We start from the raw sequence: 23210 nt of genomic DNA on the forward strand, positions 1-23210 counted from the left end.
TGGTGTACCGATGGATTTCCCACCTTCGGCTGGGGAATACCGCGCTCCCAGATGGTGCAAGTAGTCACCGATCGGTGTGTACTTCGTGACCCCGGGTGAGTTGCGCCGTCGCCCGCCGCGCCGCGTCGAGCACCGCCACCGCGTCCGCCACCCCGGCGCCCGCCGACCGGCCCTCCCGGACCAGCCCGGCGAAGTCCTCCGCCTGGCGGGCCAGGGCCGCGTACATGGTGGCGTCCCCGTCGGCCGGGTCGAGGAAGGTCAGCCGCTCGTGGTCCCGGGTGCCGAAGACCTCCACCGTCGCCATGTCGCCGCCCCGGTGGTGCCGGCCGAGCGAGACCAGTGCGGTGCCGCCGCCGGACAGGCCGAGCAACGCCTGGGCGCTGTCCACGTCCCGGCCGCGTACCGCCGGGTCGGTGACCGGCCCGGCCGGCTGCACCGCGACGCGGTCGACCTCCTGCCCGGTCAGCCACCGGATCTGGTCGAACTCGTGCACGCCCATGTCCACGAAGATCCCGCCGCTGCCGGTGCGGAACGCCGCCGCCGGCGGCTCGCCGTCCCACTGCGCCGCGGCCACGAACAGGACCTCGCCCAGTTCGCCGCCGGCGATCCGCTCCCGCAGCCGGTGCAGCTGCGGGACGAACCGGCGCCAGTAGGCGACCTGGAACGGGATCCCGGCGGCGGCGGCCACCCGCCCCGCCTCGGCCGCCTCGGCCGGGTCGAGCCCGGCCGGCTTCTCGCACAGCACCGGCAGCCCGGCCTTGGCCGCGGCCGCGACCAGCGCGCCGTGCCGTCCGGTGGGCGCGGTCACCAGCAGACCGTCCGGCACGGCGTCCGTGAGCAGGTCCTCCACGCTCGGATACGCGGGCAGCCCGCCCGCGGCGACCGCCTCCCGTGCCGCCGGAACCGGGTCGACCACGTACCGGATCCGGACCGCCGGGTGGTCGGCCAGGGCCCGCAGGTGGTGGTGGCCCATCCGGCCCGCTCCCACCAGCGCCAGCCGGAACTCATCGCTGCCGGTCATCGTCGCTTCCCCTCTCCTCGTCGGTGCCGTCGGTGCCGTCGCGGCCGTCCGTGCGGCTGTCGCCCAGCCAGCCGGCCAGCGCGGCCACCACGGCCGGCGCGCCGGTGCCGAACACCTCGAACCCGTCGTGGCGCCACCGCCGGCTCACGCCGCCGGCGGCCTCCACCAGCGCGGCCCCGGCCGCGATGTCCCACGGCGCGGGGTCGAAGCTGAGGAACGCGTCCAGTTCCCCGCGGGCCACGGCGGCCAGGTCGCAGACGGTGGAGCCGGTGTTGCGCAGGTCGGCGACGCGCGGCGCGACGCCGACGAGCGCCTGGTACGCCCGCCGCCGCGGACCGGGCGCGTTCGGTACCGCGAACGCCACCAGGGCGTGCCCCGGCTCGGCCTCGCGGTTGACCGCGACCGGGGCGTCGCCGTCGAGCGCGCCGCCGTCGTCGAGCACCAGGCAGGCGCCGGTGGCCGGTTGCAGGACGGTGGCCGCGACCACCTGCCCGTCGCCCACGTCGCAGCCGGTCGCCACCGCGATGCTGACCGCGTAGCGGCTCGCGCCGTGGCTGAAGTTCAGCGTGCCGTCGAGCGGGTCGACGATCCAGCGCAGGCCGGAACAGCCGTCGCTGGCCCCGGACTCCTCGGCCAGGACGGCGTCCTGCGGCCGGTCGCGGGCGAGCAGGCCGAGGATGGCCCGCTCGCTGGCGTGGTCGGCGCTGGTCACCGGATCCTGGGCCGCGCCGCCCTTGTGTTCGGTCTGCAGGCCCCGGCCCCGCGCCTCGCGGATCGCGTCCGCACCGGCCCGCGCCGCGCGCAGGCTCAGGTGGCGCAGGTCGCCGGGAGCGGCACTGATGCTCATCGCGCCACCTGCGCTTCCCGCGGCGCGGCGAGCCGCGCGTAGTCGCCGTCCACGAACAGCAGCGGCGGCGTCGGCCGGAGCAGGCCCGCCGAGCGGACCGCGCCCATCAGTACCGCGTGGTCCCCGGCCGGGTCGGCGGAGACCGCCTCGCAGCCGAAGTACGCCACCCCGTCGGTCAGCCGCGGGCAGCCGGTCGCCCGCTCGTCGTCGTAGGCCACACCCGCGAAGCCGTCGGCGCCCGCCGGGCGGCCCCGGCTGGCGAACCAGGCCGCCTCCTCGCGCTGGTCGTCGCCGAGCACAGTCACCGCGAACCGGCCGGTACGACGCACCGCGCCGAGCAGCCGGCAGTCCCGCCGCAGGCAGACCAGCAGCATCCGGGGCGACAGCGACACGGTGGTGAACGAGTTGACGGTCATCCCCACCGGGCCGTCGGGCCCGACGGCGGTCGCCACCGCCACCCCGGTGGCGAAGCGCCCGGCCACCGACCGGAACGCCCGCTCCTGGTCCTGTCCGTTCCCTGTGCCGGTCATCACCGTGCTCCTCTCGTCGCGCTGCCGACCAGGTCGGCGGCCCGCCGCCGGTCGGTCTTGCCGTTGGCGTTCGTGGGCAGCGCGGCCACGTGGTGGATCCGCGCCGGCACCATGTAGGCGGGCAGGTGCTCGGCGCACCTGCGGGTCAGCTCGTCGGTGATCCCGGCGGCGCCGGTGTAGACAGCGCGCAGGGAGACGTCGTCGCCCGTGCCGAACGCCAGCACCACCGCGTCCTGCACCCCCGGGTGGCCGCGCAGGACCATCTCGATCTCGCCCAGCTCGATCCGGTAGCCGCGCAGCTTCACCTGGTCGTCCAGGCGCCCGTGGTGCACGAACGTGCCGCGCTCGCGGCGGACCCGGTCACCGGTGCGGTAGTACCGGCGGTCCGCGTACGTGACGAACCGGCCCTCGTCGTCGGCCGGGTCGAGGTAGCCGTCGAACCGCTGCGGCCCGTGCACGCACAGCTCACCGTCGTCGACAGCGACGGTGCCGTCCTCGGCGCGCAGGATCGCGTGCAGCCCGGGGTGCGCGTCGCCGATCGGGACGGTGCCGTTGGAGGTGGCCGGCCAGGCCGCCGGATCCGCCGGCAGCCGGTGACCGGTGCACGTCACGGTCAGCTCGGTGGGACCGTAGAGGTTCTCCACCACGCTGCCCGGCGCCGCCGCCGCCCACGCCCGCGCCTGCTCCAGCGTCAGCGGCTCGCCGGCGAAGAGGCTGTGCCGCAGGCCGGGCATGGCGCCGGGGGAGAGCATCCGCATCCGGCGGGCCAGCGAGACCACCGAGGGCACCGAGAACCAGTGCGTGATCCGTCGTTCGTTGACGAACCGCACCGGCGTCAGCACCTCGTCCGGCTGCGGCACCACGAGCGTGGCGCCGCCGCCCCAGGCGACGAACATGTCGAACACGGACGGGTCGAAGGTCAGGTCGAAGGTCTGCGACAGCCGGTCACCCGGACCGACCGGGTAGCGGTCCCGGCAGTACGCGAGGAACGCGTCCACGTTGCGGTGCCGGACCGGCACGCCCTTGGGCCGCCCGGTCGAGCCGGACGTGAACAGCAGGTACGCCACGTCGTCCGGCGCCACCGGCGCGGCCGGCGGCGGGGCGGCGGGCGCGCCGTCGAGGCGTACCGTCACCGCGTCGCCCGCGACCTGCGCCGCGGTCGCCGCGCCCGCGTCGTCGACCACGAGCGCGTCCACGCCCGCGTCCCGGCACAGCCGGGCGGTGCGGGCCGGTGGGAAGGCCGGGTTGAGCGGCACCACCACCGCTCCGGCGCGCAGCGCGGCCAGATAACCGGCGTACGCGGGCAGGCTGCGGGCGGCCAGCAGGCCGACCGCGCGCGGGCGGTGGCCCACCTCGCGTGGATCCGCCCGGCGAGGCCGTCGGCGAGGTCGCGCAGCCGGCGGTAGGTCACCGGCTCCCCGCCGACCTCCAGCGCGACCGCCTCGGGCACGCGTTCGACGGTCCGCTCGAACCAGGAGTAGAGACTCACGGCGTTGCTCCCTTCACTGTGCTGTCGTCGATCGGTCTTCCGGCGCCGCCGCGCGCGGGACGCCGCGCTCAGGTCACCGCGCCCGCCAGTTCGTCGGCGTGGTCGGCGATGCCGGCGAGCATCGCGCCGGTGGCGCCACCGGCGATGCCGAACATGGCCGCCTCGGTGCGCAGCTGCGCCTCCCCGCCGTCGCGGAACGCGTCCGCGCCGCGCAGGCGCACCGCCTCGGCGGCGACCCGGTCCACGGTCTCGGCGGCGCTGACCTTGAGCAGCATCCCGGTGACCGCGGACGGGACGGCCGCCGGCGCGTCCAGCAGCGGCGCGCACAGCGCGTCGAGCTGGTGCGTGGCGACCAGGCACCGGGCGTACCGCTCGCGGACCGCCGGGCGGTCCCACAGCGTGCCCGTCCCGGCCGGCCGCCGCCGCAGCCAGTCGTGCAGGCCGGCCAGCATCCGGTGGCACATCGCCCGGGCCCACAGCGCTCCGGCGATCCGTTCGACGCCGACCTGCCGGGCGAACCCGGCCAGCGCCCGGCCGGGGCGGCCCAGCACGGCGTCCGGGTCGAGCGCGACGCCGGCGAAGCGCAGGTGGCCCGCGCCGGACCCGGCGAACGCCCGGCCGGCGGACTCGGCAGTCACGCCGGGCGCGGCGGCGGGCACCAGCACCCAGCAGAAGCTGGTGAAGTGCCGCGCCTCGCGGTGCCGGGCCAGCACCAGCGCCGCATCGCAGCTCGTCGCGTTGGTGATCCAGTCCTTGCCGCCGTCCAGGACGGCGCCGTCGTCGCCGGGCTTCACCCCGGTCGTGGCGTCGAGCAGGTCCGAGCCCGACCCGGCGGCGTCGGTGACGGCCAGCGCCACCACCGTCTCGCCGCGCAGCATCCCGCGTCGCGCGGTCTCCGCCGGGCCGGTCGCGCCGGCCAGCAGCGGCAGCACTGTGGCGACCTGGACGCAGACCGACAGCGTCACGCCGAGCGGGCACCGGGCGTCCAGCTCGGTGAGCAGCGCCGACAGCCGCCGGGGGTCCGGCTGGACGCCGTCCGGGTAGAGCGCCTCGATGATCCCGGCGACGCCCAGCGCGCGCCACACGGCGCCGGGATCACCGAGGTCCACTCCGGACAGCGCAGCCCGCACGGAGGCGGCCTGGTCCCCGGGCGGCGGTGTCGGCGTCGTCGGCGTCGGCGGCGGCGGCGGTGTCGGCGTCGTCGGCTCAGGCAAGACGCACCCCCGGGTCGCGCAGCGACAGCGCCCCGTTGGCCAGGCGTAGCCGGTCGTTGGCGTAGTTCAGCGAGGCCGAGCGCAGATCCCGGAAGGTGCGCTCCAGCGTCAGCGGCGAGTCGGTCAGGTAGCCGTGGCGCAGGCCGGTCAGCTCGACCAGCTCGTCGGCGGCGGCGAAGGACTCCTCGGCCGCCCGGATCTTCAACGTGTTGAGCAGCAGTTGCACCGGCGCCGCCGACATGTCCGGCGCGTCGGTGACCACCGAGACGGTGTGCCGCAGCAGCGCGTGCGCCGCGTCCAGCCGGGCGCGGATGCCGGCCAGCCGGAGCAGCACCAGCTCGGAGGAGGGGGTGAACTGCCGCCGTCCCGCCTCGCTGCGGGCGTGCCGCAGCACCCGGCCGTACGCCCCGGCCGCCGCCCCGATCCAGGCCGCCGACCAGCCCACGTGCGCCAGCGGCGCGAAGACCCGGGTGGCGATCTCCCGGAACCCGCCGTGCTCGCCGATGACCTGCCACTGCGGCACCGCGCCGCGCAGCCGCATCGGGACGCTGTGCGTGGCCCGCATGCCCAGCGGGCGCCACCCGCCGGTCACCTCGATCTCCACCTGGTCCCGGTCGGCGTAGACCAGGTCCACCTGGGCGGCCGAGTCGGCCCCCGGGGCGCGGGTGGTGATCAGGAAGGCGTCGGCGTACGGGCCGCCGGTGACGATCGGCGCCTGCCGGTCGACGCGCAGCATCTCGCCGTCGTGCTCCAGCGCCGACTCGGCGGTCATCAGGTGACCGCCCTTGCCGGCCTCGGTGGTGACCGAGCCGAGATACCGCTCGCCCCGGGCCACCGCCGGCAGCACCTCGGCGCGCAGCTTCTCCCCGCCGTACGCGGTGATCGCGGCGACCTGCTGGCAGTGCATGGCGAAGACCATCGCCACCGACATGTCCACCCGGCCCAGCGCCAGCGTGACGTCGACCAGGTCCGGCAGCGTACCGCCGGCGCCGCCCTCGGCTTCGGGAACCAGCAGCCCCAGCAGCCCGGTACGGCGCATGGCGGCCAGCGCCTCGGTCGGGAAGACGGCGTTCTCGTCGGCCTCCCGGGCGTGCTCCGCCGCCACGTCGGCGACGGTCTCGACGGCCGGGGCGTACCCGGCGGGCGCGGTCATCGGGAACCACCGCCGACCGGGGTGCGCAGTTCCTCGACCACGCTCCACAATCCACCGGCGGTGGCGAATGTGGAGTCGACGAGCTTGTCGTCGGGCACGGCGACCCCGAACGTGTCCTCGATGGCGAACAGCAGCTCGATCTCGCGCATGGAGTCCAGGCCGAGGTCGCGCAGGCGGGACTCCTCGGTGATCTCGTCCGCGCCGGCGAACTTGAGGAACGGGCGGAGCAACTCGGTGAATTCGGCGTTCATTGACGTCACCTTTCTTCTCGGGTTTCGGCAGTGGCGCCCGGCGCGTCGACCGGGTGCCGCGTCAGGGTCAGCCGGGACGTCTCGACGACGCGGTCGCCGTCGCAGACGACCTCGACCGGCGCGGGGTGGCCGAGGAAGGCCAGCAGGCTCGCCGAGAGCCCGTACGCCCCGACGTTCGGCACGGCGAGCACGTCGCCCGGCCGTACGTCGGGCAGGTTCGCGGCGCGGGCCCAGGTGTCCAGCGGCGTGCACAGCGGCCCGGCGACGATCGCGGCCTCCAGCGGCGCGCCGTCGCGGCCGTCGGCGGCGTGCAGGGCGGGCACGAGCGGCGGCAGCCGGCGCAGGCCGGACATCCCGCCGAGGTGGTTGATGCCTGACTCCAGCACCACCACCGGCGTGCCCTGCGACCGCTTGACGTCCAGCACGCGGGTCAGCAGCGTGCCGGCGGTGGCGGTGAGGAACCGCCCCGACTCGAAGGCCACCTCGGGGGTGCCGTCGCGCCAGGCGGGGAAGAGGTCGTCCAGCGCCGTGGCGACCCGGTCGGCGAGGTCGGTCAGGTCCGCGTTCTGGCCGGGCCGGGCGAACGGCGCGCCGAAGCCGCCGCCGAGGTCGAGCAGGGTGAGGTCGATGCCGAGCAGGTCCCGCAGCCGCCGGGCGGTACGCGCCGCCGCGGTGAACTGGGCCACCAGCGCGTCCACCGAGTCGACGTTGCTGCCGGTGTAGAGGTGGAATCCGCGTACCGGGGCCGACGGGCGGGAGCGGAACCGCTGCGGTTCCTGTTCGATCCAGTCGACGTCGGCGCCGAACTGCGACGCGACGCCGGTCATGGTCAGCCCCTGGCCCGGGTTGGGCACCCGGTCGTTCACGCGCAGCAGGCAGTGCACTTCGACGCCGTGCGCGGCGGCGATCCGGTCGGCCTGGTCGAGGCCGGCCGGCGAGTCGACGGAGAACCAGCGGACCCCGGCGCGTACCGCCCCGGTCACCTCGGCGTCGCGCTTGCCGGGTCCGGTGTAGAGCATCCGGTCGCCCGGCACGCCGGCCCGCAGCGCCGCTGCCAGTTCGCCGGGGGAACAGATCTCGGCGTCGCAGCCGGCGGTGTGCAGCGCCGCGACCAGCGCCGGGTGCGGGTTGGCCTTGAGCGAGTAGAACAGCCGGCTGGGCGCGGGTAGCGCGGCGACCAGGGTGGCGTGGCTGGCGCGTACCCGGGCCAGGTCGTAGCGGTACGCGGGGGTGTCGAAGGGCAGGTCAGCCACGGTGCTCACCCGCCAGCCGGGCCAGCGCCCGCCGGTCCACCTTGCCGTTGCCGGTCAGCGGCAGGTCGGGCAGCACGACGCAGCGCGCCGGCACCTTCATCTCCTCCAGCTGTTCCCGCAGCCGGCGCAGCACGTCGGCGGGGGTCAGCTCGGCCACCACGAACAGCGTCGCGCCGTCGCGGCCGTCGGCCGGCGGCAGCACCCCGGCCGCGTCCACGCCGTCGACCCGGTACGCGGCGGCCTCCACCTCGGTGGCGCTGACCCGGGTGCCCTTCTCCTTGTAGACGTCGTCGCGCCGGCCGGCGAAGTGGACGTACCCGTCGGCGTCCACGTGACCGTGGTCGCCGGTGTGCAGCTGCGGGAACAGTCCGTGGGCGCGGCGGAAGCGCTGCGCTGTCAGTTCGGGCCGCCGCCAGTAACCGGCCATCACGTGCGGGCCGCGTACGACCAGCTCGCCGCGGACGCCCGGTGGCTGACGCCGCCCCTCGGCGTCGACTGTGAAGATCTCGGTGCCTGGTAGCGCCCGCCCGCAGGCGCCGGGCCGGCGCAGGTCGGCGTCCGGCGGCATGATCGCCGCGCGTTTGCACTCGGTGAGGCCGAACATCAGCTGGACGCTCAGGCCGGGCAGCAGCCGGCGCAGGCCGGCCAGCACCTCCGGCGGCATGGCCGCGCCGGTGTTGGTGAGCAGGCGCAGCGGCGGGCGCGGCGCGCCGGCCCGGCCGAGCAGCCGCAGCAGGTTGATCGCGAGCGACGGTACGCAGGGCAGCACCGTGGCGCCGGACTCGACGAGGGTCGCCAGCAGGCGGCCACCGGTGTCCCCGGGATCACCGAGGCGCAGCCGGGCGCCGGCGACGGTGCTGAGGAAGATCTGGTAGAGGCCGTAGTCGAACGACGGCGGCAGCAGGACGTGCACCACGTCGTCGGGCCGGTAGCGCAGCTCCGACTGGATCGCCCGGACCGCGAACGTGACCTGGGCGTGCGTGGACACCACGGCCTTCGGCATGCCGGTGCTGCCGGAGGTGTAGATCAGGCAGACCGGGTCGACGGCGAGCGGGGCCGGACCGGCGGGCGCGCCGCCGATGGCCACGCCGGACGCGGCGCGGCGCGCCTCGACCGCGCCGCGCACCGGGACGCCGCGGGCGCGGGACAGGCCGGTCAGGACCGGGTCGTCGGTGAGGACCAGGCCCGGTTCGGCGTCGTCGAGCACGTGGGCGAGGGCGACCTCGGGGGCCGGCGTCCGGAGGACGACGAAGACCGCGCCGGCCCGGGCGACCGCGTACAGCAGCGCCGGCAGGGCCGCGTCGGCGGGCAGCGCCACCAGCACCCGGTCGCCGCGCCGGACGCCCTGCCCGCGCAGCCAGCCGGCCAGGCGCAGGCTGTCGGCCCGCACCTGACGGTACGTGAACTCGACGGTCCCGTCCCCGACGGCGGGCGCGTCGGGGCGCGCGCCGGCGGTGCGGTCCAGCAGGTCGTGCAGCAGTTCGGTACTCATCGGGCACCTCCGGTGGCGGCGCCGAACATGGCGCACAGGGAGCCGACGTCGCGCAGGTCGGCCGCTGACAGCGCGGTGGCCGGCACCTCGACGCCGAGCCGGCGTTCGACCCGGTCGATGACGTCGACCAGCCGGAACGAGTCGAAGCCGGGCAGTTCCCGGAGCACGTCGGTGGTGCGCAGGGCCGAGCCGTCCAGGTCCAGGGTGTCGCCGAGCGCGCCGAGCACCGCCGCGCGTACCCCGTCGTCACCGGCCCGCTCCGGCGCGGGCGGCGCGGCGGCGTCGCCGGTCGTGCCGGGCGGCCCGGCGATCGACTCCAGCGCGGCCAGGTGGTCGGCGATCAGCTCGCCGAGCGCGTCCGCCAGTTCCGGCGCGGCCGGCCGGCCCGCCTGGGCCCGCCGCAGCGCCACGTAGCTGCGCGTGGCGAGTTGCTGCCAGCGCGCGGCCTGCCCGGCCAGCGCGGCGGCGGCCTCCGGCGCGACCGCGGCGAGCCAGCGTTCGTGCAGGTCGCGGGCGCGGGCCAGCAGCCAGACGTCGAGGACGAAGCGGTGCAGCCCGGCCACGGTGTCCAGGGCGGCGCCGGTGCGGGTCAGGTAGTTGTCGATCTCCGGGCGGGCCCGGCCGGCCCGGGTGGCGTTGCCGGCGAGCATGGCGGGCACGTCGATCTCCGGGGCCGGGTGCGCCGTCACCGCCAGGGTGTGCGCGCCGCCGGCCAGCGCCGTGTCGAACGCGGCGGCGGGCAGCCGCCAGACGCCGGGACGCGCGGGGCCCCAGGCGGTGTCGTTGTGGTACGCGTCGACCACTGTGACCTCGTCCGGCGCGGCGGCCGTGACGAGGAAGCTGTGCCGCATGTGTTCGTGTTCGTGGTAGGGGCACCAGGGCAGGTCGTACGCGTCGGCGGTGACGTAGAGCGGCTGGCCGGGCGCGCACAGCCGCCGCACCTGCGGGCCGTCGAGCTGCATCCACCGGCCCTCGACCCGCAGGCCCAGCAGGTCGACCGCCTCGGCGGCCCGGTCGTCCGAGGTCGCCTCGACTGTGACCAGGCCGTCCTGGTCCCGGGTGCGGAACCCGTACCGGGCGCCGAGGGCGAGGTGGCTGCCGGACCCGTTCGCGTGGTCGGCCAGCAGGGCGAAGCTCGTCTGGAGACAGTCCAGCGCGGTCGCGTGCAGGCCGGTCAGGATCGGCGTCCACACCGGATCCGTGGTCGGCCGGTCCGGCGCGTTCGGGACGTGGTGGGACATGGGTGACTCCTCGATGCGGGTACGTGGGGCGGGGCCGCCGGCGCGGAGGGTGCCGCGCCGGCGGCCGGTACGAAGGTCAGCTGCCGGCGCGGCCGTCCAGACCGTTGGCCCAGGTGGCGAGCGCCTGCGCCTGCTCGGCCAGCGCGTGCTCGTCGGTGCCGATCGGGTCCTTGAAGAAGAACCCCAGCTCCTCGATCGGGCCGACGTGGCCGGCCCGGTGCGCCGCAGCGGTCAGCCGGGCCAGGTCGAGCACGAGCGGGGCGGCCAGCGTGGAGTCCACCCCGCTCCAGGTCAGCTGCATGGACATCCGGACGCCCAGGAACCCCTCGAACGAGACGTGGTCCCAGGCGGTCTTGTGGTCGCCCAGGTCCGGCACGTTGTCGATGTGCAGCGGGGCCGTGACGTCCTCACCCAGCAGCGCGGGCAGCACGCCCGACTTCGAGCTGAGCTTGCTGCGGGCGTTGCGCGGATCCTCCAGCGTCGCGCCGTCGCCGCCGCCGAGCAGGTTCACCCCGGCCCAGGAGAGCACGTGCAGGGCGCGGGAGGTGAACATCGGCGCCAGGGCGGTACGCAGCAGCGTCTCCCCGGTCTTGCCGTCGGAGCCGGCGAACGGCACGCGCTCCCGCTGCGCCATCATCTCCAGCGCGGGCAGCCGGGCCCCGGTGGACGGGGTGAAGTCGACGAAGCCGCAACCGGCCTGGAACGCCGCGTACGCGACCACCGAGCTGGCCGGCAGCGCCTTGTCGTCCGGGTCGGCCATGGCGCGGGTCAGCGCGTCCAGGTCATCGTACTCGGGCCGGTGGTCGGCCGGCGGCTCGGTCGAGGACACGTTGATGACGACGACCCGGGACAGCCCGTAACGGCTGCGGAACTCCTCGATGTCGCCGGCCAGCCGGTCGACCACCTCGGCCAGCGGCGCGGTCTCGGTACGCGCGTCGTACCCGGTGCGCAGGTTCTGCTCGACCTCGGGCAGGCTGCCGCGCACGGCGGCCAGCACCGGCGCCGGGATGACCCCGGAGTCGACGAGCGACTCGGCCTTCTTCTCCAGCGGCGTGTCGACGATGTCGTGCCCGCCGACCACCAGGTCGTTCCAGCTCGCCAGCGGCGCGTCGCGCAGCATGCCGGTGTCGGTGACGCAGCCGGTCGAGTCGGCCATGCCGGCGCGCAGCGCCAGCAGACCGGTGATCGCGGTGGTGGCGACCGAACCGCGGGCGCCGTTGAGCCACACGCCGACGGGCGCGTCCGTGTCGGGGGACGGGGTCGGGGCGTGCGAGGTCTCGCGTTGGGTGACGGTCACGGGAAGACTCCTTCTCTGGGTGCGCCGGGACGGCGCGGTTCAGCGGGTGAGCACCTTGGTGACGGCGGCGGCGATGTCCTCCATGTCCTGTTCGGCGCCGAGGAAGGTGCTGTGGTGTGTCTGGACGGTGTGGGCGGCGAGCCACTCGGTGTTGGGGTACGTGCGCTCCCGGTGAATCGCCGCGAAGCGTTCGGCCAGCGGCGCGAGCAGCGGCTTCGTCCACGGCTGGAGCAGCCGGCTGCGGTGCAGCGGCTCGTCGGTGCAGTAGAACCGCCGGCTCAGCTCGGCGGTGAGCGCGGCGGCCACGGCGGCGTTGTCCATGCCGGCCGGCAGCTCGTCGAAGACGATCGTGCCCTCGTAGATCGAGATGCGCGTCTGCCCCGCCGCGGGTCGCAGCAGCCGTACGCCGTCCACGCCGTCGAGCAGCTCGCCGAGCAGCCGGTAGTTGTGGTTGCGTACCTCGTGCTGCTCGTCGAGGGTGGTCAGTTGCGCGCAGGCCACTGCGGCGGAGAACTCGTCCAGGCAGAAGTTGGCCCCCTGCACACCGGCGCTCTCCTCCAGGTCCAGTTCCCCCGGGGGCGTCCGGTCGCCGCGGTAGCGGCGCGAGTCGGCCCGCAGCTCCTGGAGCACCGGCGCGAGCGTGTCGTCGTCGGTGACCACGGCCCCGCCCTCACCGCAGGTGAGTACCTTGCCGTGCTGGAAGCTGAAGCAGCCGATTCGGCCGAGCGAGCCGGCTTGACGGCCCTGCCAGGTGGCGCCGTGGGCCTGCGCGCAGTCCTCCACGACGGAGATGCCGCGCGGCCTCGTGACCGCGTCGAGCGCCGGCACGTCGGCCATGTTGGAGGCCCAGTGCACGGCGACCACTGCACGCGGGTCCACCGACAGGTCGAGGTCGTCCGGCCCGACGCAGCCGGTGTCACGGTCGACGTCGACGAGCACCGGGACCAGGCCGGCGCGCAGCGCGGCGGTCGCGGAGGCGGTCCAGGTCAGCGCCGGTACGAGCACCGTCTCGCCGTAGCCGAGGCCGAGTGACTCCAGGGCCACCACCAGGGCGCTCGACCCGTGGTCGACGGGTACGCAGTGGCGGGTGCCGACGTAGCGGGCGAAGTCGGCCGCGAAGCGGCGCTCGAACAGGACGGCGTCGCCGACCGACGGGCTGCTGATCGCCCACCGGCCGCCGGTCAGCACCGCGGAGAGGTTGCCGGCGGCGTCCGGAGCGGGGATCGGCCAGCGTGGCCATGGACGGTCGGGCGGGCGGACCGGCCGGCCACCGTCCACGGCGAGCCGCCGGTCGAGAGGGATGGAGGTCGTCATGCCTTCGACCTTGATGCTCATCGATACATCAGCGGTACACACGCGATAGCCGGGACGGCCGGAGCCGTGTATCGGTGTTGTATCCCGGTGGTCGAACCTCGGGGTATGAGCCGATCCGCATCGCCCGTGGGCGAACCGACCGAACCTCGCGCCGTCGCGCGTGGCGTCTCCGTCGTCATCCCGGTCAAGGACCGGGTGGCGGAGATGCGCCGCCAGCTCCGCAGCCTGCGCGACGCCGCCCCGAACTGCCCGGAGCCGGTGGAGGTGGTGGTCGTCGACGACTCGGCGCCCGCCGCGGCCGCCGCGCACCGCGCCGCCTGCGCCGAGTACGGCGCCCGCTACGTGCGCGGACCCCGGCACGTCGGGGCAAAACGGAACCTGGGCGTCCGGCACGCCCGCTACGACCTGCTGCTGTTCACCGACTCCGACTGCCGGGTGCCGGCCGATCTGATCACCCGGTACGCGGCCCGGCTGCGCGCCTCCGGCGAGGAGGTCGCCGGCGTCACCGGCCCGGTGGTCGTCGAGCCCGGCGACAGCGCGTTCTTCCGCGTGATGCGCCGCTCGTACCTGCTGCTCGGCGACCTGACCCGGCCGCTGCACTACGAGCGCGTGTCCTGGGGCGCCGGGGCGAACATGGCCCTGAAGCGCTCCGTCTTCGAGGCGGTCGGCGGATTCCCGGAGGACTCCCCGATGCCGCTGGGCGGGGAGGACCTGCACCTCGGGCTGCTGCTCACCGACGCCGGCTACGCGCTGCTCACCGACCCGGGCGGGGTGATCACCCACGACACCGGCGTCGCCGACACCTTCCGCGCGGTCGCCTACCGGTTCACCACGTACGGGCGCTCCGAGCAGTGGCTCTGCCTCGCCCACCCGCACCGGCGCCGGTTCGTGCTCAACACCGCCAGCACGCTCGCGGTGACCGCCCTGGCCGGGCTGCTCACCGCCCGGCGCAGTGGAGGGCGCAGTCTGCTCGCGGTACCGGCCGTCGCGGCCGCCGTGATCGCCGCGAAGACACCCGGCCGGCTCGGCGGTGACCGGGGACCGCGCGCGGTGGCCGAGTCGATGGCCTGCGCGGCGATCGAGACGCTGTTCGACGGGGCCGCGTTCGTCACCTCGCTCCGGCTCGGCCGCCCCGACCTGCTCTTCACCGGCTTCCGCGCGCCGGACGAGGCGGACTACCAGCCGGACGAGGCGGATTACCAGCCGGACGGGACGGACTGCCAGCCGGACGGGACGGACTACCGGCCGGACGGGGCGGACCGCCGGCCGGACGAGGTGGACCGGCGACCGGTCCCGCCGGTGGCCGCGCCGCCGGTGGCGGCCTGACGGAGGGAGTCGCAGTGCCGACGACGTTTCCGCTGGCCCCCGGCCAGCAGATGATGTGGGAGTTCATGACCGCGCTCGACCCGGCCCGTCCCGGTGCCGCCCGGCTCGTGGTGGTGGAGTTCCGCCGGCTGCGGGGCACCCTGCGGGTCGACGTGCTGCGGCAGGCGATGCAGGACGTGGTGGACCGGCACGACGCGCTGCGGATGCGGTTCGACCGCATCGGAGTGGAGCCCGAGGTGCGGATCCTGCCGCACGTCGAGTCGCCGCTGGAGTACGTCGACCTGTCCGGCCTGCCGCCGGCCGAGCAGCAGGCCCGCGTCGAGCGGATCGCGTACGCGCACCGCAACGACGAGTTCGACCCCGGCCGGGCGCCGCTGTGGCGGGCCGCCCTGGTCCGGCTCTCCGAGACCGAGCACGTGCTCGCGCTCTGCTTCTTCCACATGGTCTCCGACGGCTGGTCGTGCCGCGTCGTGGTGGAGGACCTGTGCCACGCGTACGCGGCCCGGCTCGGCGCGGCCGATCCGCAGCCGCCGCTGGGCGTGGACCACACCGCGCTCGCCGCGCTCCAGGAGGCGGAGCAGGCCGGGAACGGCGTCGACGCCGCCGCCCGGGCCGCGTACTGGCGGGACCGGCTGCGGCCGGTGGAGCCGTACCAGTTGTTCCCGGCGTCGCCACCGGCGCCGGACGTCGCGCTCAGCGCGGAGGTGGCCACCCGCTTCGCGTTCCCGCCCGAGGTCACCGCGCGGCTGCGCCCGGCCGCCCGGCGGGCCCGCACCAGCCCGTACGTGCTGCTGCTCGCCGCCTACCTGGTGCTGCTGTCGCGGCGGGCCGGCCGGCCCCGGGTGGTGCTGGGCACCACCACGCTGGGCCGGGAGAGCCCGCTGTCCCGGCAACTCGTCGGCCAGTTCACCAACAACGTCTACCTGCCCGTGGCGGTCGCGGCGGACGCGCCGATGAGCGCGGTGGTAGACGCCGCGCACGCCTCGCTGGCCGAGGCCGTCGCGCACGCCACCGCGTTCCACCGGCTGGCCCGGGCGGTCCGCCACGACTTCGCGGCGATCCGCCCCTGGCCGGACAACCACCTGTTCGACGCCTGGTTCCAGTCCGCCGCGTCGGCGTCGCCGGTGCTGCACTGCCCGGGGCTGCGGGTCGAGCCGGTCGACATCACCGCCCGGCCCGCGCCCGGCACACCGCCGCCGGTGGTCGCCGCCGACGTGCCGCCCGAATGCCTGCCCGTCTGGGTCAAGCGGGGCTCACCGATCGTCGTGGTGGACGACGACCGGGCCGGCGGCGTGGTGATCCGCAACCGGGGTGTCTTCGGCGACGACCTCGTCCGTGGGCTCGTCGACGACTACGTCGCGGTGGTCTCGGCGCTCGTCACCGATTCCGGGACCACCCCGGCGGAGGTACACCTTCCTGACGGTGCGTGCTTCCTCGACCACGCGATCGGGTAGGAGTTCCGACGGACCGATCGGAGAGAGGTACGACGACCATGACGGACACCTCGACGAACCAGCACACGACGGAGCAGCCCGCGCCGCCGGTGCCACGCTCGGCCGTACGGGCCCGCTGGTCGGTGGCGCTGCTCTTCGTCATCATGGGCCTGGCCATCGGCGGGTGGTCGGCCCGCGTGCCGGAGGTGCGGGACGCGGTAGGCGTCGGCAACACCGGCTGGGGCCTGGCCAACATCGCCACGAACGCCGGGGAGCTGGTCTCCCTGGTCGTGGTGGCGGTGCTGATCAGCCGGATCAACACCCGCCGGCTGGCGCTGGCCGGGGCCGCGCTGATCCTGGTCAACGCGCCGCTGCTGGCCGCGTCCACCACAGTGGTGGCGCTTGTCGGCGGGCTGGCGGTCTGGGGCTTCGCGGCGAACCTGCTGGCCACGCCGATGAACGCCCAGTCGGTCGAGGTGCAGAAGCGCTACGGGCGGCCCATCCTGTCCACCTTCCACGCCGGCTTCAGCATCGGCATGCTGGCCGGCGGCCTCTGCGGCACCGGCGCCGCGGCGATCGGGATGTCCCCGTCGGCGCAGATGGCTGTCACCAGCGTCCTGCTGGGAGCGCTGCTGGTCGGTACGCACCGCTGGCTGCCTGATACGCCCCGGCAGGAGACGAAGGACGGCGAGGACCGGCGGCGGCTGCGCGACCGGTTCACCCCGCAGCTGCTGCTGCTCGCGGTGATCGCGTTCCTCGCCTCGTTCATCGAGATGGCCGGCGCACAGTGGAGCGCGCTGTACGCAACCGAGGTCGCGGGCGCTGCCGCGGTGCTCGCCGCGGCCACGTACACCTGCCTGTCGCTGGCCGCCACCGTCGCCCGGCTGTTCGGCGACCGGCTGGCCGGCCGGTTCGGGCGGATCCGCTTCGTCCGGCTGTCCGCGCTCGTCGCCACCGTCGGCGTGGCGCTGCCGGTGGCGTACCCCCATCCGGCCGCGGTGATGGCCGGCTTCGGACTGCTCGGCTTCGGCCTGGCGTGCGTGACCCCGACGGTGCTCGGCTTCGCCGGCGAACAGCCGGGCCTCACCTCGGGTGAGGGCGTCTCGGTGGTGGCGATGGGCCAGTGGCCGGGCGCGTTGCTCGCGGCGCCGGTGATCGGCCTGCTCGCCGGCGCCCTGGACCTGCGCAGCGCGTTCGTGGTGGTGGCCGTGATGGCGATCGCCGTGGTGGCGCTGATCGGGCGGGTCCGGGCGACGGCGCTGCCCGGCGAGAGCCCGGTCCCGCCCCGGCCGTGACGGCCGGGGCGGGGGTGGCGCTCAGAAGTCGTCGTCGAAGGTGACCGAGCCGGTCACCCCGACCTGGTACGCCGACACCCGGCGCTCGAAGAAGTTGGACAGCTCCTGCACGTCCTGCAACTCCATGAACGCGAACGGGTTGCCGCTGCCGTACATGGGGGCGATGCCGAGCACTGCGAGGCGCCGGTCGGCCACGTGCTGGAGGTACTCGCGCATGTCGGCCAGTGACATCCCGGGCACGCCCTGCCCCAGCAGGTCCTCGGCGAAGCTCACCTCGCACTCCACCGCCTCGGCCAGCATCTCCTTCACCTGCCGCTCCATCTCGTCGTCGAACAGGTCCGGCTCCTCGGCGCGTACGGTCTCCACCACGTCGAAGGCGAACGCCATGTGCATCGACTCGTCCCGGAACACCCAGTTGGTGCCGGAGGCCAGCCCGTTGAGCAGGCCCCGGGAGCGCAGGAAGTAGACGTAGGCGAAGGCGCCGTAGAAGAACAGGCCCTCGATGCACGCGGCGAAGCAGATCAGGTTGAGCAGGAACGCCCGCCGGTCCGCGCGGGTCCGTAGCTCGCGCAGCTCGAAGATCGAGTCGATCCACCGGAAGCAGAACTCGGCCTTGCGGGCGATCGACGGGATGTTCTCCACCGCGTCGAACGCGGCGAACCGTTCCTTCTCGTCCGGCACGTACGTGTCGAGCAGGTTCAGGTAGAACTGGACGTGCACCGCCTCCTCGAACAGCTGCCGGGACAGGTAGAGCCGGCCCTCCGGGGAGTTGACGTGCTGGTACAGGTTGAGCACCAGGTTGTTGGCGACGATGGTGTCGCCGGTGGCGAAGAACGCCACCAGCCGCGACACCAGGTGCCGCTCGGCCGGGGACAGCTTCGCCAGGTCGGCGAGGTCCGAGTGCAGGTCCACCTCCTCGACCGTCCAGGTGTTCTTGATCGCGTCCTTGAACCGGTCGAAGAAGCGCGGGTAGCGCATCGGCCGCAGGGTCAGGTCCATGCCGGGGTCGAGCAGCATGTGCCGGGTCGGTGCGGTGGTGGTCACTGGCATACCTCGCAGCTCTCGGGGTTCTCCAGGGAACAGGCCAGCGCCTCGTCGTCGCTCACGGCGGAGACCACGCCGGAGACCGGGGCGAGCACCGGCGCGACGGTGGCCTGCTGGATGCGGGTGGCGGGACGGGAACGCAGGTAGTAGGTGGTCTTCAGCCCGGCCTTCCAGGCGTACAGGTACATCGAGGACAGCTTGCCGATGGTCGGCGCGCTCAGGAACAGGTTCAGCGACTGGGACTGGTCGATGAAGGGCGCCCGCGCGGCGGCCAGGTCGATCAGCGCCCGCTGCGGCAGCTCCCAGGCGGTGCGGAACAGCTCCCGCACCGGCGTGGGCAACTCGGTGATTTCCTGCACCGAACCCTCGGCCCGCTTGATCCGGTCGCGGACCTGCGGCGTCCACAGCCCGCGCGCCTTCAGCTCCCGCACCAGGTACGTGTTGACCTGGAGGAACTCCCCGGACATGGTCTCGCGCTTGAACAGGTTGGACACCTGCGGCTCCACGCACTCGTAGCAGCCGGCGATGGAGGCGATGGTGGCGGTCGGCGCGATCGCCACCAGCAGCGAGTTGCGCAGCCCGTGGGCGGCGATCCGCTCGCGCAGCGCCGCCCACCGTCCGGCCTGCGCCGGCTCCGCGCCCCACAGGTCCGGGTGCAGGTCACCCTTCGCGGCCCGGGTCTGCGGGTACGCCGGATGCGGCCCGAACCGCTCGGCCAGCCCGGCGGAGGTCTCCAGCGCGGTCAGCAGGATCTCCTCCTGCACGCGAGTGGACAGCTCCTTGGCCTGCGCCGAGTCGAACGGCAGGCGCAGCGTGAAGAACGCGTCCTGCAACCCCATCAGCCCGAGCCCGACCGGCCGCCAGCGCGGGTTCGACGCCGCCGCCTGCTCGGCCGGGTAGTAGTTGATGTCGATCACCCGGTCGAGGAACACCACGGCGGTGCGGACCGTGGCGCGCAGCCGCTCCCAGTCCACGCCGTCGGCGGTGACGTGGGCGCCGAGGTTCACCGAGCCGAGGTTGCACACAGCCGTCTCGGCGTCGTCGTTGACCTCCAGGATCTCGGTGCACAGGTTGGACAGGTGGATCACGTTGCCCGGCTCGCCGGTCTGGTTGGACAGCCGGTTCGCGGCGTCCTTGAACGTCATCCAGCCGTTGCCGGTCTGCGCGAGCGTGCGCATCATCCGCCCGTACAGGTCCCGGGCCCGGACCGTGCGGACCGCGTTCTTCTCCGCCGCCCGGTACGCGGCGTCGAACGCCTCGCCGTACAGGTCGGGCAGTTCCGGGGCGTCCGACGGGTCGACCAGCGACCACTCGCCGTCGGCCTCGACCCGGCGCATGAACTCGTCCGGGATCCAGTTGGCCAGGTTGAGGTTGTGCGTACGCCGCGACTCCTCGCCGGTGTTGTCCCGCAGCTCCAGGAACTCCTCCACGTCCGGGTGCCACGGCTCCAGGTAGACGCAGGCCGCGCCCTTGCGCCGGCCGCCCTGGTTGACCGCGGCCACCCCGGCGTCGAGCGTCTTGAGGAACGGCACGATGCCGTTGGACCGGCCGTTGGTGCCCCGGATCAGCGCGCCCCGGCCACGCACCCGCGACCAGGAGATGCCGATGCCGCCGGAGAACTTCGACAGCTTCGCCACCTGGTGGTACCGCTCGTAGATCGAGTCCAGCTCGTCGCGCGGCGAGTCGACCAGGAAGCACGACGACATCTGGGTGTGCCGGGTGCCGGAGTTGAACAGCGTGGGGGAGCTGGGCAGGTACGCCAGGCTGGACATCAGCCGGTAGAAGCCGACCGCCTCGCCCGGGGTGCGGGACAGCCCGCAGGCCACCCGCAGCAGCCAGTACTGCGGCGTCTCCACCACCAGCCGCGACTGCGGGTGCCGCAGCAGGTAGCGGTCGGCCACCGTACGCAGTCCGAAGTACTCGAACCGCAGGTCGCCGTCCGGGTCCACGGCGTCGTCGAGCTTGCGGGCGTGCCGGGCCACGAACGCGGCCGTCTCGTCGCCGATCAGTCCCAGCCCGTGCGCGTAGGCGATCGACTGGCTGAAGCTCGCCACGCCCTGTCCGCGGACCTCCTTGTCCACGTACGCGGCGAGCAACCGCGCCGCCAGCTTCGAGTACTGCGGCTCCTCGCCGATCAGCTCCGCCGCGGTCTGGATCGACAACCGGTCCAGCTCGGCGGTGGTCGCCCCGTCGTAGAGCCCGCTTATCGTCTTCGTGGCCACCCGCAGCGGGTCCACCTCGTCCAGGTCGGCGACCCAGCGCTCGACCGCCCGGACGATCTTGCCGACGTCCACCGGCTCGGTGTCGCCGTCCCGCTTGCGTACCCGCATCGCCGGCCGGCGGGTCTCGGACCCGCCGGTTCCGGACGGGGGACTCTCCTGCACGACAGTCATGACCTCTCCTCGCTGTCACCGTCTGGAGACGGCGGGAGACGCCAACGGGCGCGGCGCACGGCCGGCCCGGCTGCTGGCGTCGGTCGTCCCGCGCGACCTCCGGCCGCCGTACGCGGAGGCGTACGGCGCGCTGGCAGGTCTTCGGACTCGCGGGCCCGACCGGGGTCGCCGGTCGCCTACCGGCCGTCGCTTCCCAGGCCGGTGGCCCAGTGCTGTTGACGGCTGTCGTTCCCACTCACCGCTGCGGGGCAGTCCCGGATTCCCACCGGGTTCCCTCTTGCCTCGGCCCCGCCCCGAAGGGCTCGGCCGAACCAGCTGCGGCACCACCATATATGGCGGTGAGGGCTTGCGTGCAACACCAGATGTCGTGTCGGCGTGTCGGAATGATCTCACTGTCCACAGTGCCTACCCCCGATTCCGGCGCGACCCGGCGGGCGCGATACTCGGCGGTATGGGGAATACCGGACGCCGCTGGGCGTGGGTGGCGGTCCTGCTCGTCGGCGTCGGGCTTCACCTGCTGGTGCTGGAGACACTCGCCGGCACCGGGACCGTCACGTTCGTCCCGGCGCTGATCGTGCTCGGCGCGTGCGTCGCACCCGCCACGTTCCTGGCCTTCGCCCAGGGACGGCCGGCCCGCCGCCCGGTCCCCGGCTCCGTCGTCGGCGTCGCCGCGCTCCTCGGCGGCGTGGTCGGCGTGGTCGCCGCCGGCTGGCTGGAGTACGGCACCCTGCACCGCCTCGGCGTCCTGCCGATGGCGCTCGTCGGCCTGGCCGAGGAGACCGCCAAACTGATCGTGCCGGCCGGCATCCTGCTGCTGTGGCGGCGGCACCCGTCCCCGGCGCAGGGCCTGGTGATCGGCGTGGCCTCCGGCGCCGGGTTCGCCGCGCTGGAGACCATGGGCTACGCGTTCGCCGCGTTCGTCGGGTCGGAGGGCAACCTCGGCGCGGTCGAGCGGACGCTGCTGGTACGCGGTCTCACCGCGCCCGCCGCGCACCTGGCCTGGACCGGGCTGACCGCCGCCGCGCTGTTCACGTTCGCCGCCGCGCCCGGCGGCCGGAAGCTGGCGGCGTTCCTGCTCACCTTCGCCGCCGCCGTCACGCTGCACACCTGCTGGGACACGTTCGGCACCCAGCCCGCGTACGTGTTCATCGGCGCCGTGTCGCTGGGCTGGGTGCTGCTGCGCCTGCACCTGGACCGCGAGCGGCCGCCCGCGTCCGGGACGCCGGCGGAGTCGAACCGGGACCGGCCTCATGGTCATCGCCAGTTCGCCGAGGTGGCGGGGTCGGAGCACTTCTGATGCCGCCACCTCGGCGTGATGGAGTCGATCAACCGGCCCGGGCATTGCCGACGCCCCACCGCGCCCCGCCACTCGCCCCGGTGCGTCTCAGCCGGCGGCCAGCCGGACGCCGAGCGCGACGAAGGCGACAGCGCAGAGCCGGTCGACGCGCCGTGACCAGCGGCTGTCGCCCCACCGCCTGGCGAACCGCCCGGCGCCCACCCCGAGCGCCAGGTCCACGGCGAGCTGCACCGCGACGAACAGCACGCCGAGCAGCACCAGCTGCGCCGCCACCGGGCCCGCCTCGGGCCGGACGAACTGCGGCAGGAAGGCCACACTGAACAGGATCATCTTCGGGTTGAGCAGATTCGTCAGCAGCCCGCGCCGGAACGCCCGCCCGGCGCCGCCGTCCGGCCGGTCCGCCGGTGCGCCGGGCCGGCCGGTGCCGCGCAGCGCCCGCAGGCCCAGCACGATGAGGTACGCCGCACCGGCCCACCGGATCGCGGTGAACAGCACCGGGGACGCGGCGATCAGCGTGGCGAGCCCGGCCACCACGGCGGCGACGTGCACCGCCTCCCCGGCGGCGACCCCGAGCGCGGCCACCGCGCCCGCCCGTGGGCCGTACCGGGTGGCGTTGGCGAGCACGAACATCATGTCCGGCCCCGGGGTGAGCATGAGCACCACGATGGCGGCCAGGTAACCCGCGAGCGTGGCCGCCGACAGTCCGAGCAACGGTCAGCCCTCCCCGGCGCCGTCGAGCAGCGCCCGGCGCAGCGCCAGCCGGTGTTCGCGCCGGATCTGCGCCTCCCGGTAGCGCCGCCGGTCGCCGTCGGTCTCGGCGTGCAGCGGCGGCACCGGCCGGGGCTGCCCGTCGTCGTCCACCGCCACCATCACCAGGTGCGCGGTCGCCACGTCCACCGGCGGCACCGCGCGGTCCCACCGGTCCGCGCTGACCTTCACCGCCACCTCCATCGAGCTGCGGCCGGCCCAGGTGATCCGGGCGTCCACGTGTACCACGTCCCCGACGCGTACCGCCCGCAGGAACGCGGTCTCGTCGATGGCGGCGGTGACGGCCGGGCCGTCGGAGTGGCGGGCGGCGACCACACCGGCGACCGAGTCGATCAGGTTGAGGATCCGCCCGCCGTGGACCGTGCCCATCAGGTTGGTGTGGTGCTGGTCCATGATCTGCGACAGGGTCAGGTGCGAGGCCGACGGTGGTCGGCCGGTGAGCGTGATGGTGTCGGGCACTGTGCGGTTCCGTCCTCGCAGAAGCGGACCGCCGACCGGCCGGGGTGTGCACGTCGAGGACACGCCGACGGCCCTGCGTACGACGTGTCACCC

20 protein-coding genes and 1 riboswitch are annotated in these 23210 nt (G+C 74.6%); of the genes, 4 read left to right on the plus strand and 16 right to left on the minus strand.

Annotation, left to right across the window (positions count from 1 at the left end; translation table 11 throughout):
* Window positions 1-64: 64 nt before the first annotated feature.
* The 12 genes from ABD52_RS05770 to ABD52_RS05825 form a co-directional block, all read right to left on the minus strand.
* On the minus strand, window positions 65-1021 hold the full coding sequence (locus tag ABD52_RS05770) for a Gfo/Idh/MocA family oxidoreductase (protein WP_047891064.1): 957 nt from the start codon (window positions 1019-1021) through the stop codon (window positions 65-67).
* On the minus strand, window positions 1005-1868 hold the full coding sequence (locus ABD52_RS05775) for an inositol monophosphatase family protein (RefSeq protein WP_047891065.1): 864 nt from the start codon (window positions 1866-1868) through the stop codon (window positions 1005-1007). The genes ABD52_RS05770 and ABD52_RS05775 overlap by 17 nt, the downstream gene beginning before the upstream one ends.
* Window positions 1865-2398 (minus strand): flavin reductase family protein, encoded by a 534-nt coding sequence (locus ABD52_RS05780; RefSeq protein WP_047891066.1) that lies wholly within the window; start codon window positions 2396-2398, stop codon window positions 1865-1867. Before ABD52_RS05780 ends, ABD52_RS05775 begins: the two co-directional genes overlap by 4 nt.
* On the minus strand, window positions 2398-3750 hold the full coding sequence (locus ABD52_RS05785) for an AMP-binding protein (protein WP_235437363.1): 1353 nt from the start codon (window positions 3748-3750) through the stop codon (window positions 2398-2400). The genes ABD52_RS05780 and ABD52_RS05785 overlap by 1 nt, the downstream gene beginning before the upstream one ends.
* Before the next feature lie 205 nt (window positions 3751-3955).
* The gene (locus ABD52_RS05790) at window positions 3956-5101 is read right to left on the minus strand and encodes an acyl-CoA dehydrogenase family protein (protein ID WP_235437364.1); all 1146 of its coding nucleotides are present in this window, start codon (window positions 5099-5101) and stop codon (window positions 3956-3958) included.
* Window positions 5094-6254, minus strand: coding sequence for an acyl-CoA dehydrogenase family protein (locus ABD52_RS05795; RefSeq protein ID WP_047891068.1), 1161 nt, complete (start codon window positions 6252-6254; stop codon window positions 5094-5096). Before ABD52_RS05795 ends, ABD52_RS05790 begins: the two co-directional genes overlap by 8 nt.
* Window positions 6251-6505, minus strand: a complete 255-nt coding sequence (locus tag ABD52_RS05800; RefSeq protein WP_047891069.1) for a phosphopantetheine-binding protein — start codon at window positions 6503-6505, stop codon at window positions 6251-6253. Before ABD52_RS05800 ends, ABD52_RS05795 begins: the two co-directional genes overlap by 4 nt.
* A 5-nt stretch (window positions 6506-6510) precedes the next feature.
* Window positions 6511-7758: a decarboxylase gene (locus tag ABD52_RS05805; protein ID WP_047891082.1), complete on the minus strand. Its 1248-nt coding sequence runs from the start codon at window positions 7756-7758 to the stop codon at window positions 6511-6513.
* Entirely contained in the window at window positions 7751-9250 is a 1500-nt protein-coding gene (locus ABD52_RS05810) for a class I adenylate-forming enzyme family protein (protein ID WP_047891070.1), read from the minus strand. Before ABD52_RS05810 ends, ABD52_RS05805 begins: the two co-directional genes overlap by 8 nt.
* Window positions 9247-10491 (minus strand): acyl carrier protein, encoded by a 1245-nt coding sequence (locus tag ABD52_RS05815; protein WP_030268862.1) that lies wholly within the window; start codon window positions 10489-10491, stop codon window positions 9247-9249. The genes ABD52_RS05810 and ABD52_RS05815 overlap by 4 nt, the downstream gene beginning before the upstream one ends.
* A gap of 76 nt (window positions 10492-10567) precedes the next feature.
* Window positions 10568-11788: an inositol-3-phosphate synthase gene (locus tag ABD52_RS05820; RefSeq protein ID WP_047891071.1), complete on the minus strand. Its 1221-nt coding sequence runs from the start codon at window positions 11786-11788 to the stop codon at window positions 10568-10570.
* 39 nt (window positions 11789-11827) lie between these two features.
* On the minus strand, window positions 11828-13102 hold the full coding sequence (locus ABD52_RS05825) for a DegT/DnrJ/EryC1/StrS family aminotransferase (RefSeq protein ID WP_235437365.1): 1275 nt from the start codon (window positions 13100-13102) through the stop codon (window positions 11828-11830).
* A 126-nt stretch (window positions 13103-13228) separates the two neighbouring features.
* Here ABD52_RS05825 and ABD52_RS05830 point away from each other — a divergent pair, with 126 nt between their 5' ends.
* Genes ABD52_RS05830 through ABD52_RS05840 form a run of 3 tightly spaced genes read left to right on the plus strand, consistent with a single transcriptional unit; the run spans window position 13229 to window position 17156 of the window.
* Window positions 13229-14428 (plus strand): glycosyltransferase, encoded by a 1200-nt coding sequence (locus tag ABD52_RS05830; RefSeq protein ID WP_235437366.1) that lies wholly within the window; start codon window positions 13229-13231, stop codon window positions 14426-14428.
* 14 nt (window positions 14429-14442) lie between these two features.
* Window positions 14443-15882: a condensation domain-containing protein gene (locus tag ABD52_RS05835; RefSeq protein ID WP_047891074.1), complete on the plus strand. Its 1440-nt coding sequence runs from the start codon at window positions 14443-14445 to the stop codon at window positions 15880-15882.
* 38 nt (window positions 15883-15920) lie between these two features.
* The gene (locus tag ABD52_RS05840; protein WP_047891075.1) at window positions 15921-17156 is read left to right on the plus strand and encodes an MFS transporter; all 1236 of its coding nucleotides are present in this window, start codon (window positions 15921-15923) and stop codon (window positions 17154-17156) included.
* 21 nt (window positions 17157-17177) lie between these two features.
* On the opposite strand, the gene ABD52_RS05845 is transcribed toward ABD52_RS05840, so the two are convergent.
* Window positions 17178-18206, minus strand: coding sequence for a ribonucleotide-diphosphate reductase subunit beta (locus tag ABD52_RS05845; protein WP_013285788.1), 1029 nt, complete (start codon window positions 18204-18206; stop codon window positions 17178-17180).
* Window positions 18197-20530 (minus strand): ribonucleoside-diphosphate reductase subunit alpha, encoded by a 2334-nt coding sequence (locus ABD52_RS05850; protein ID WP_235437367.1) that lies wholly within the window; start codon window positions 20528-20530, stop codon window positions 18197-18199. Before ABD52_RS05850 ends, ABD52_RS05845 begins: the two co-directional genes overlap by 10 nt.
* A gap of 177 nt (window positions 20531-20707) precedes the next feature.
* Window positions 20708-20924: riboswitch (cobalamin riboswitch) on the minus strand.
* Between the two features lie 120 nt (window positions 20925-21044).
* Here ABD52_RS05850 and ABD52_RS05855 point away from each other — a divergent pair.
* Entirely contained in the window at window positions 21045-21890 is an 846-nt protein-coding gene (locus ABD52_RS05855) for a PrsW family glutamic-type intramembrane protease (protein ID WP_047891077.1), read from the plus strand.
* 87 nt (window positions 21891-21977) lie between these two features.
* Here the strand turns inward: ABD52_RS05855 and ABD52_RS05860 are convergent, their stop codons facing one another.
* Complete coding sequence (locus tag ABD52_RS05860; RefSeq protein WP_013285791.1) at window positions 21978-22601, minus strand: LysE family translocator; 624 nt, start codon at window positions 22599-22601, stop codon at window positions 21978-21980.
* A gap of 3 nt (window positions 22602-22604) precedes the next feature.
* Complete coding sequence (locus ABD52_RS05865) at window positions 22605-23117, minus strand: acyl-CoA thioesterase (RefSeq protein ID WP_030268885.1); 513 nt, start codon at window positions 23115-23117, stop codon at window positions 22605-22607.
* Between the last annotated feature and the right edge of the window lie 93 nt (window positions 23118-23210).

Source organism: Micromonospora sp. RV43, assembly GCF_001029515.1.
In the GTDB taxonomy this organism is placed as follows: Bacteria; Actinomycetota; Actinomycetes; order Mycobacteriales; family Micromonosporaceae; genus Micromonospora; species Micromonospora aurantiaca.

Excerpts from the sequence above, each read along its gene's own strand:
- ABD52_RS05800 (WP_047891069.1), bottom strand. The coding sequence starts at position 6,505 with ATGAACGCCGAATTCACCGAGTTGCTCCGCCCGTTCCTCAAGTTCGCC.
- ABD52_RS05855 (WP_047891077.1), top strand. The coding sequence starts at position 21,045 with ATGGGGAATACCGGACGCCGCTGGGCGTGGGTGGCGGTCCTGCTCGTC.
- ABD52_RS05795 (WP_047891068.1), bottom strand. The coding sequence starts at position 6,254 with ATGACCGCGCCCGCCGGGTACGCCCCGGCCGTCGAGACCGTCGCCGAC.
- ABD52_RS05845 (WP_013285788.1), bottom strand. The coding sequence starts at position 18,206 with ATGCCAGTGACCACCACCGCACCGACCCGGCACATGCTGCTCGACCCC.
- ABD52_RS05810 (WP_047891070.1), bottom strand. The coding sequence starts at position 9,250 with ATGAGTACCGAACTGCTGCACGACCTGCTGGACCGCACCGCCGGCGCG.
- ABD52_RS05840 (WP_047891075.1), top strand. The coding sequence starts at position 15,921 with ATGACGGACACCTCGACGAACCAGCACACGACGGAGCAGCCCGCGCCG.
- ABD52_RS05780 (WP_047891066.1), bottom strand. The coding sequence starts at position 2,398 with ATGACCGGCACAGGGAACGGACAGGACCAGGAGCGGGCGTTCCGGTCG.
- ABD52_RS05815 (WP_030268862.1), bottom strand. The coding sequence starts at position 10,491 with ATGTCCCACCACGTCCCGAACGCGCCGGACCGGCCGACCACGGATCCG.
- ABD52_RS05850 (WP_235437367.1), bottom strand. The coding sequence starts at position 20,530 with ATGCGGGTACGCAAGCGGGACGGCGACACCGAGCCGGTGGACGTCGGC.
- ABD52_RS05770 (WP_047891064.1), bottom strand. The coding sequence starts at position 1,021 with ATGACCGGCAGCGATGAGTTCCGGCTGGCGCTGGTGGGAGCGGGCCGG.
- ABD52_RS05825 (WP_235437365.1), bottom strand. The coding sequence starts at position 13,102 with ATGACGACCTCCATCCCTCTCGACCGGCGGCTCGCCGTGGACGGTGGC.
- ABD52_RS05775 (WP_047891065.1), bottom strand. The coding sequence starts at position 1,868 with ATGAGCATCAGTGCCGCTCCCGGCGACCTGCGCCACCTGAGCCTGCGC.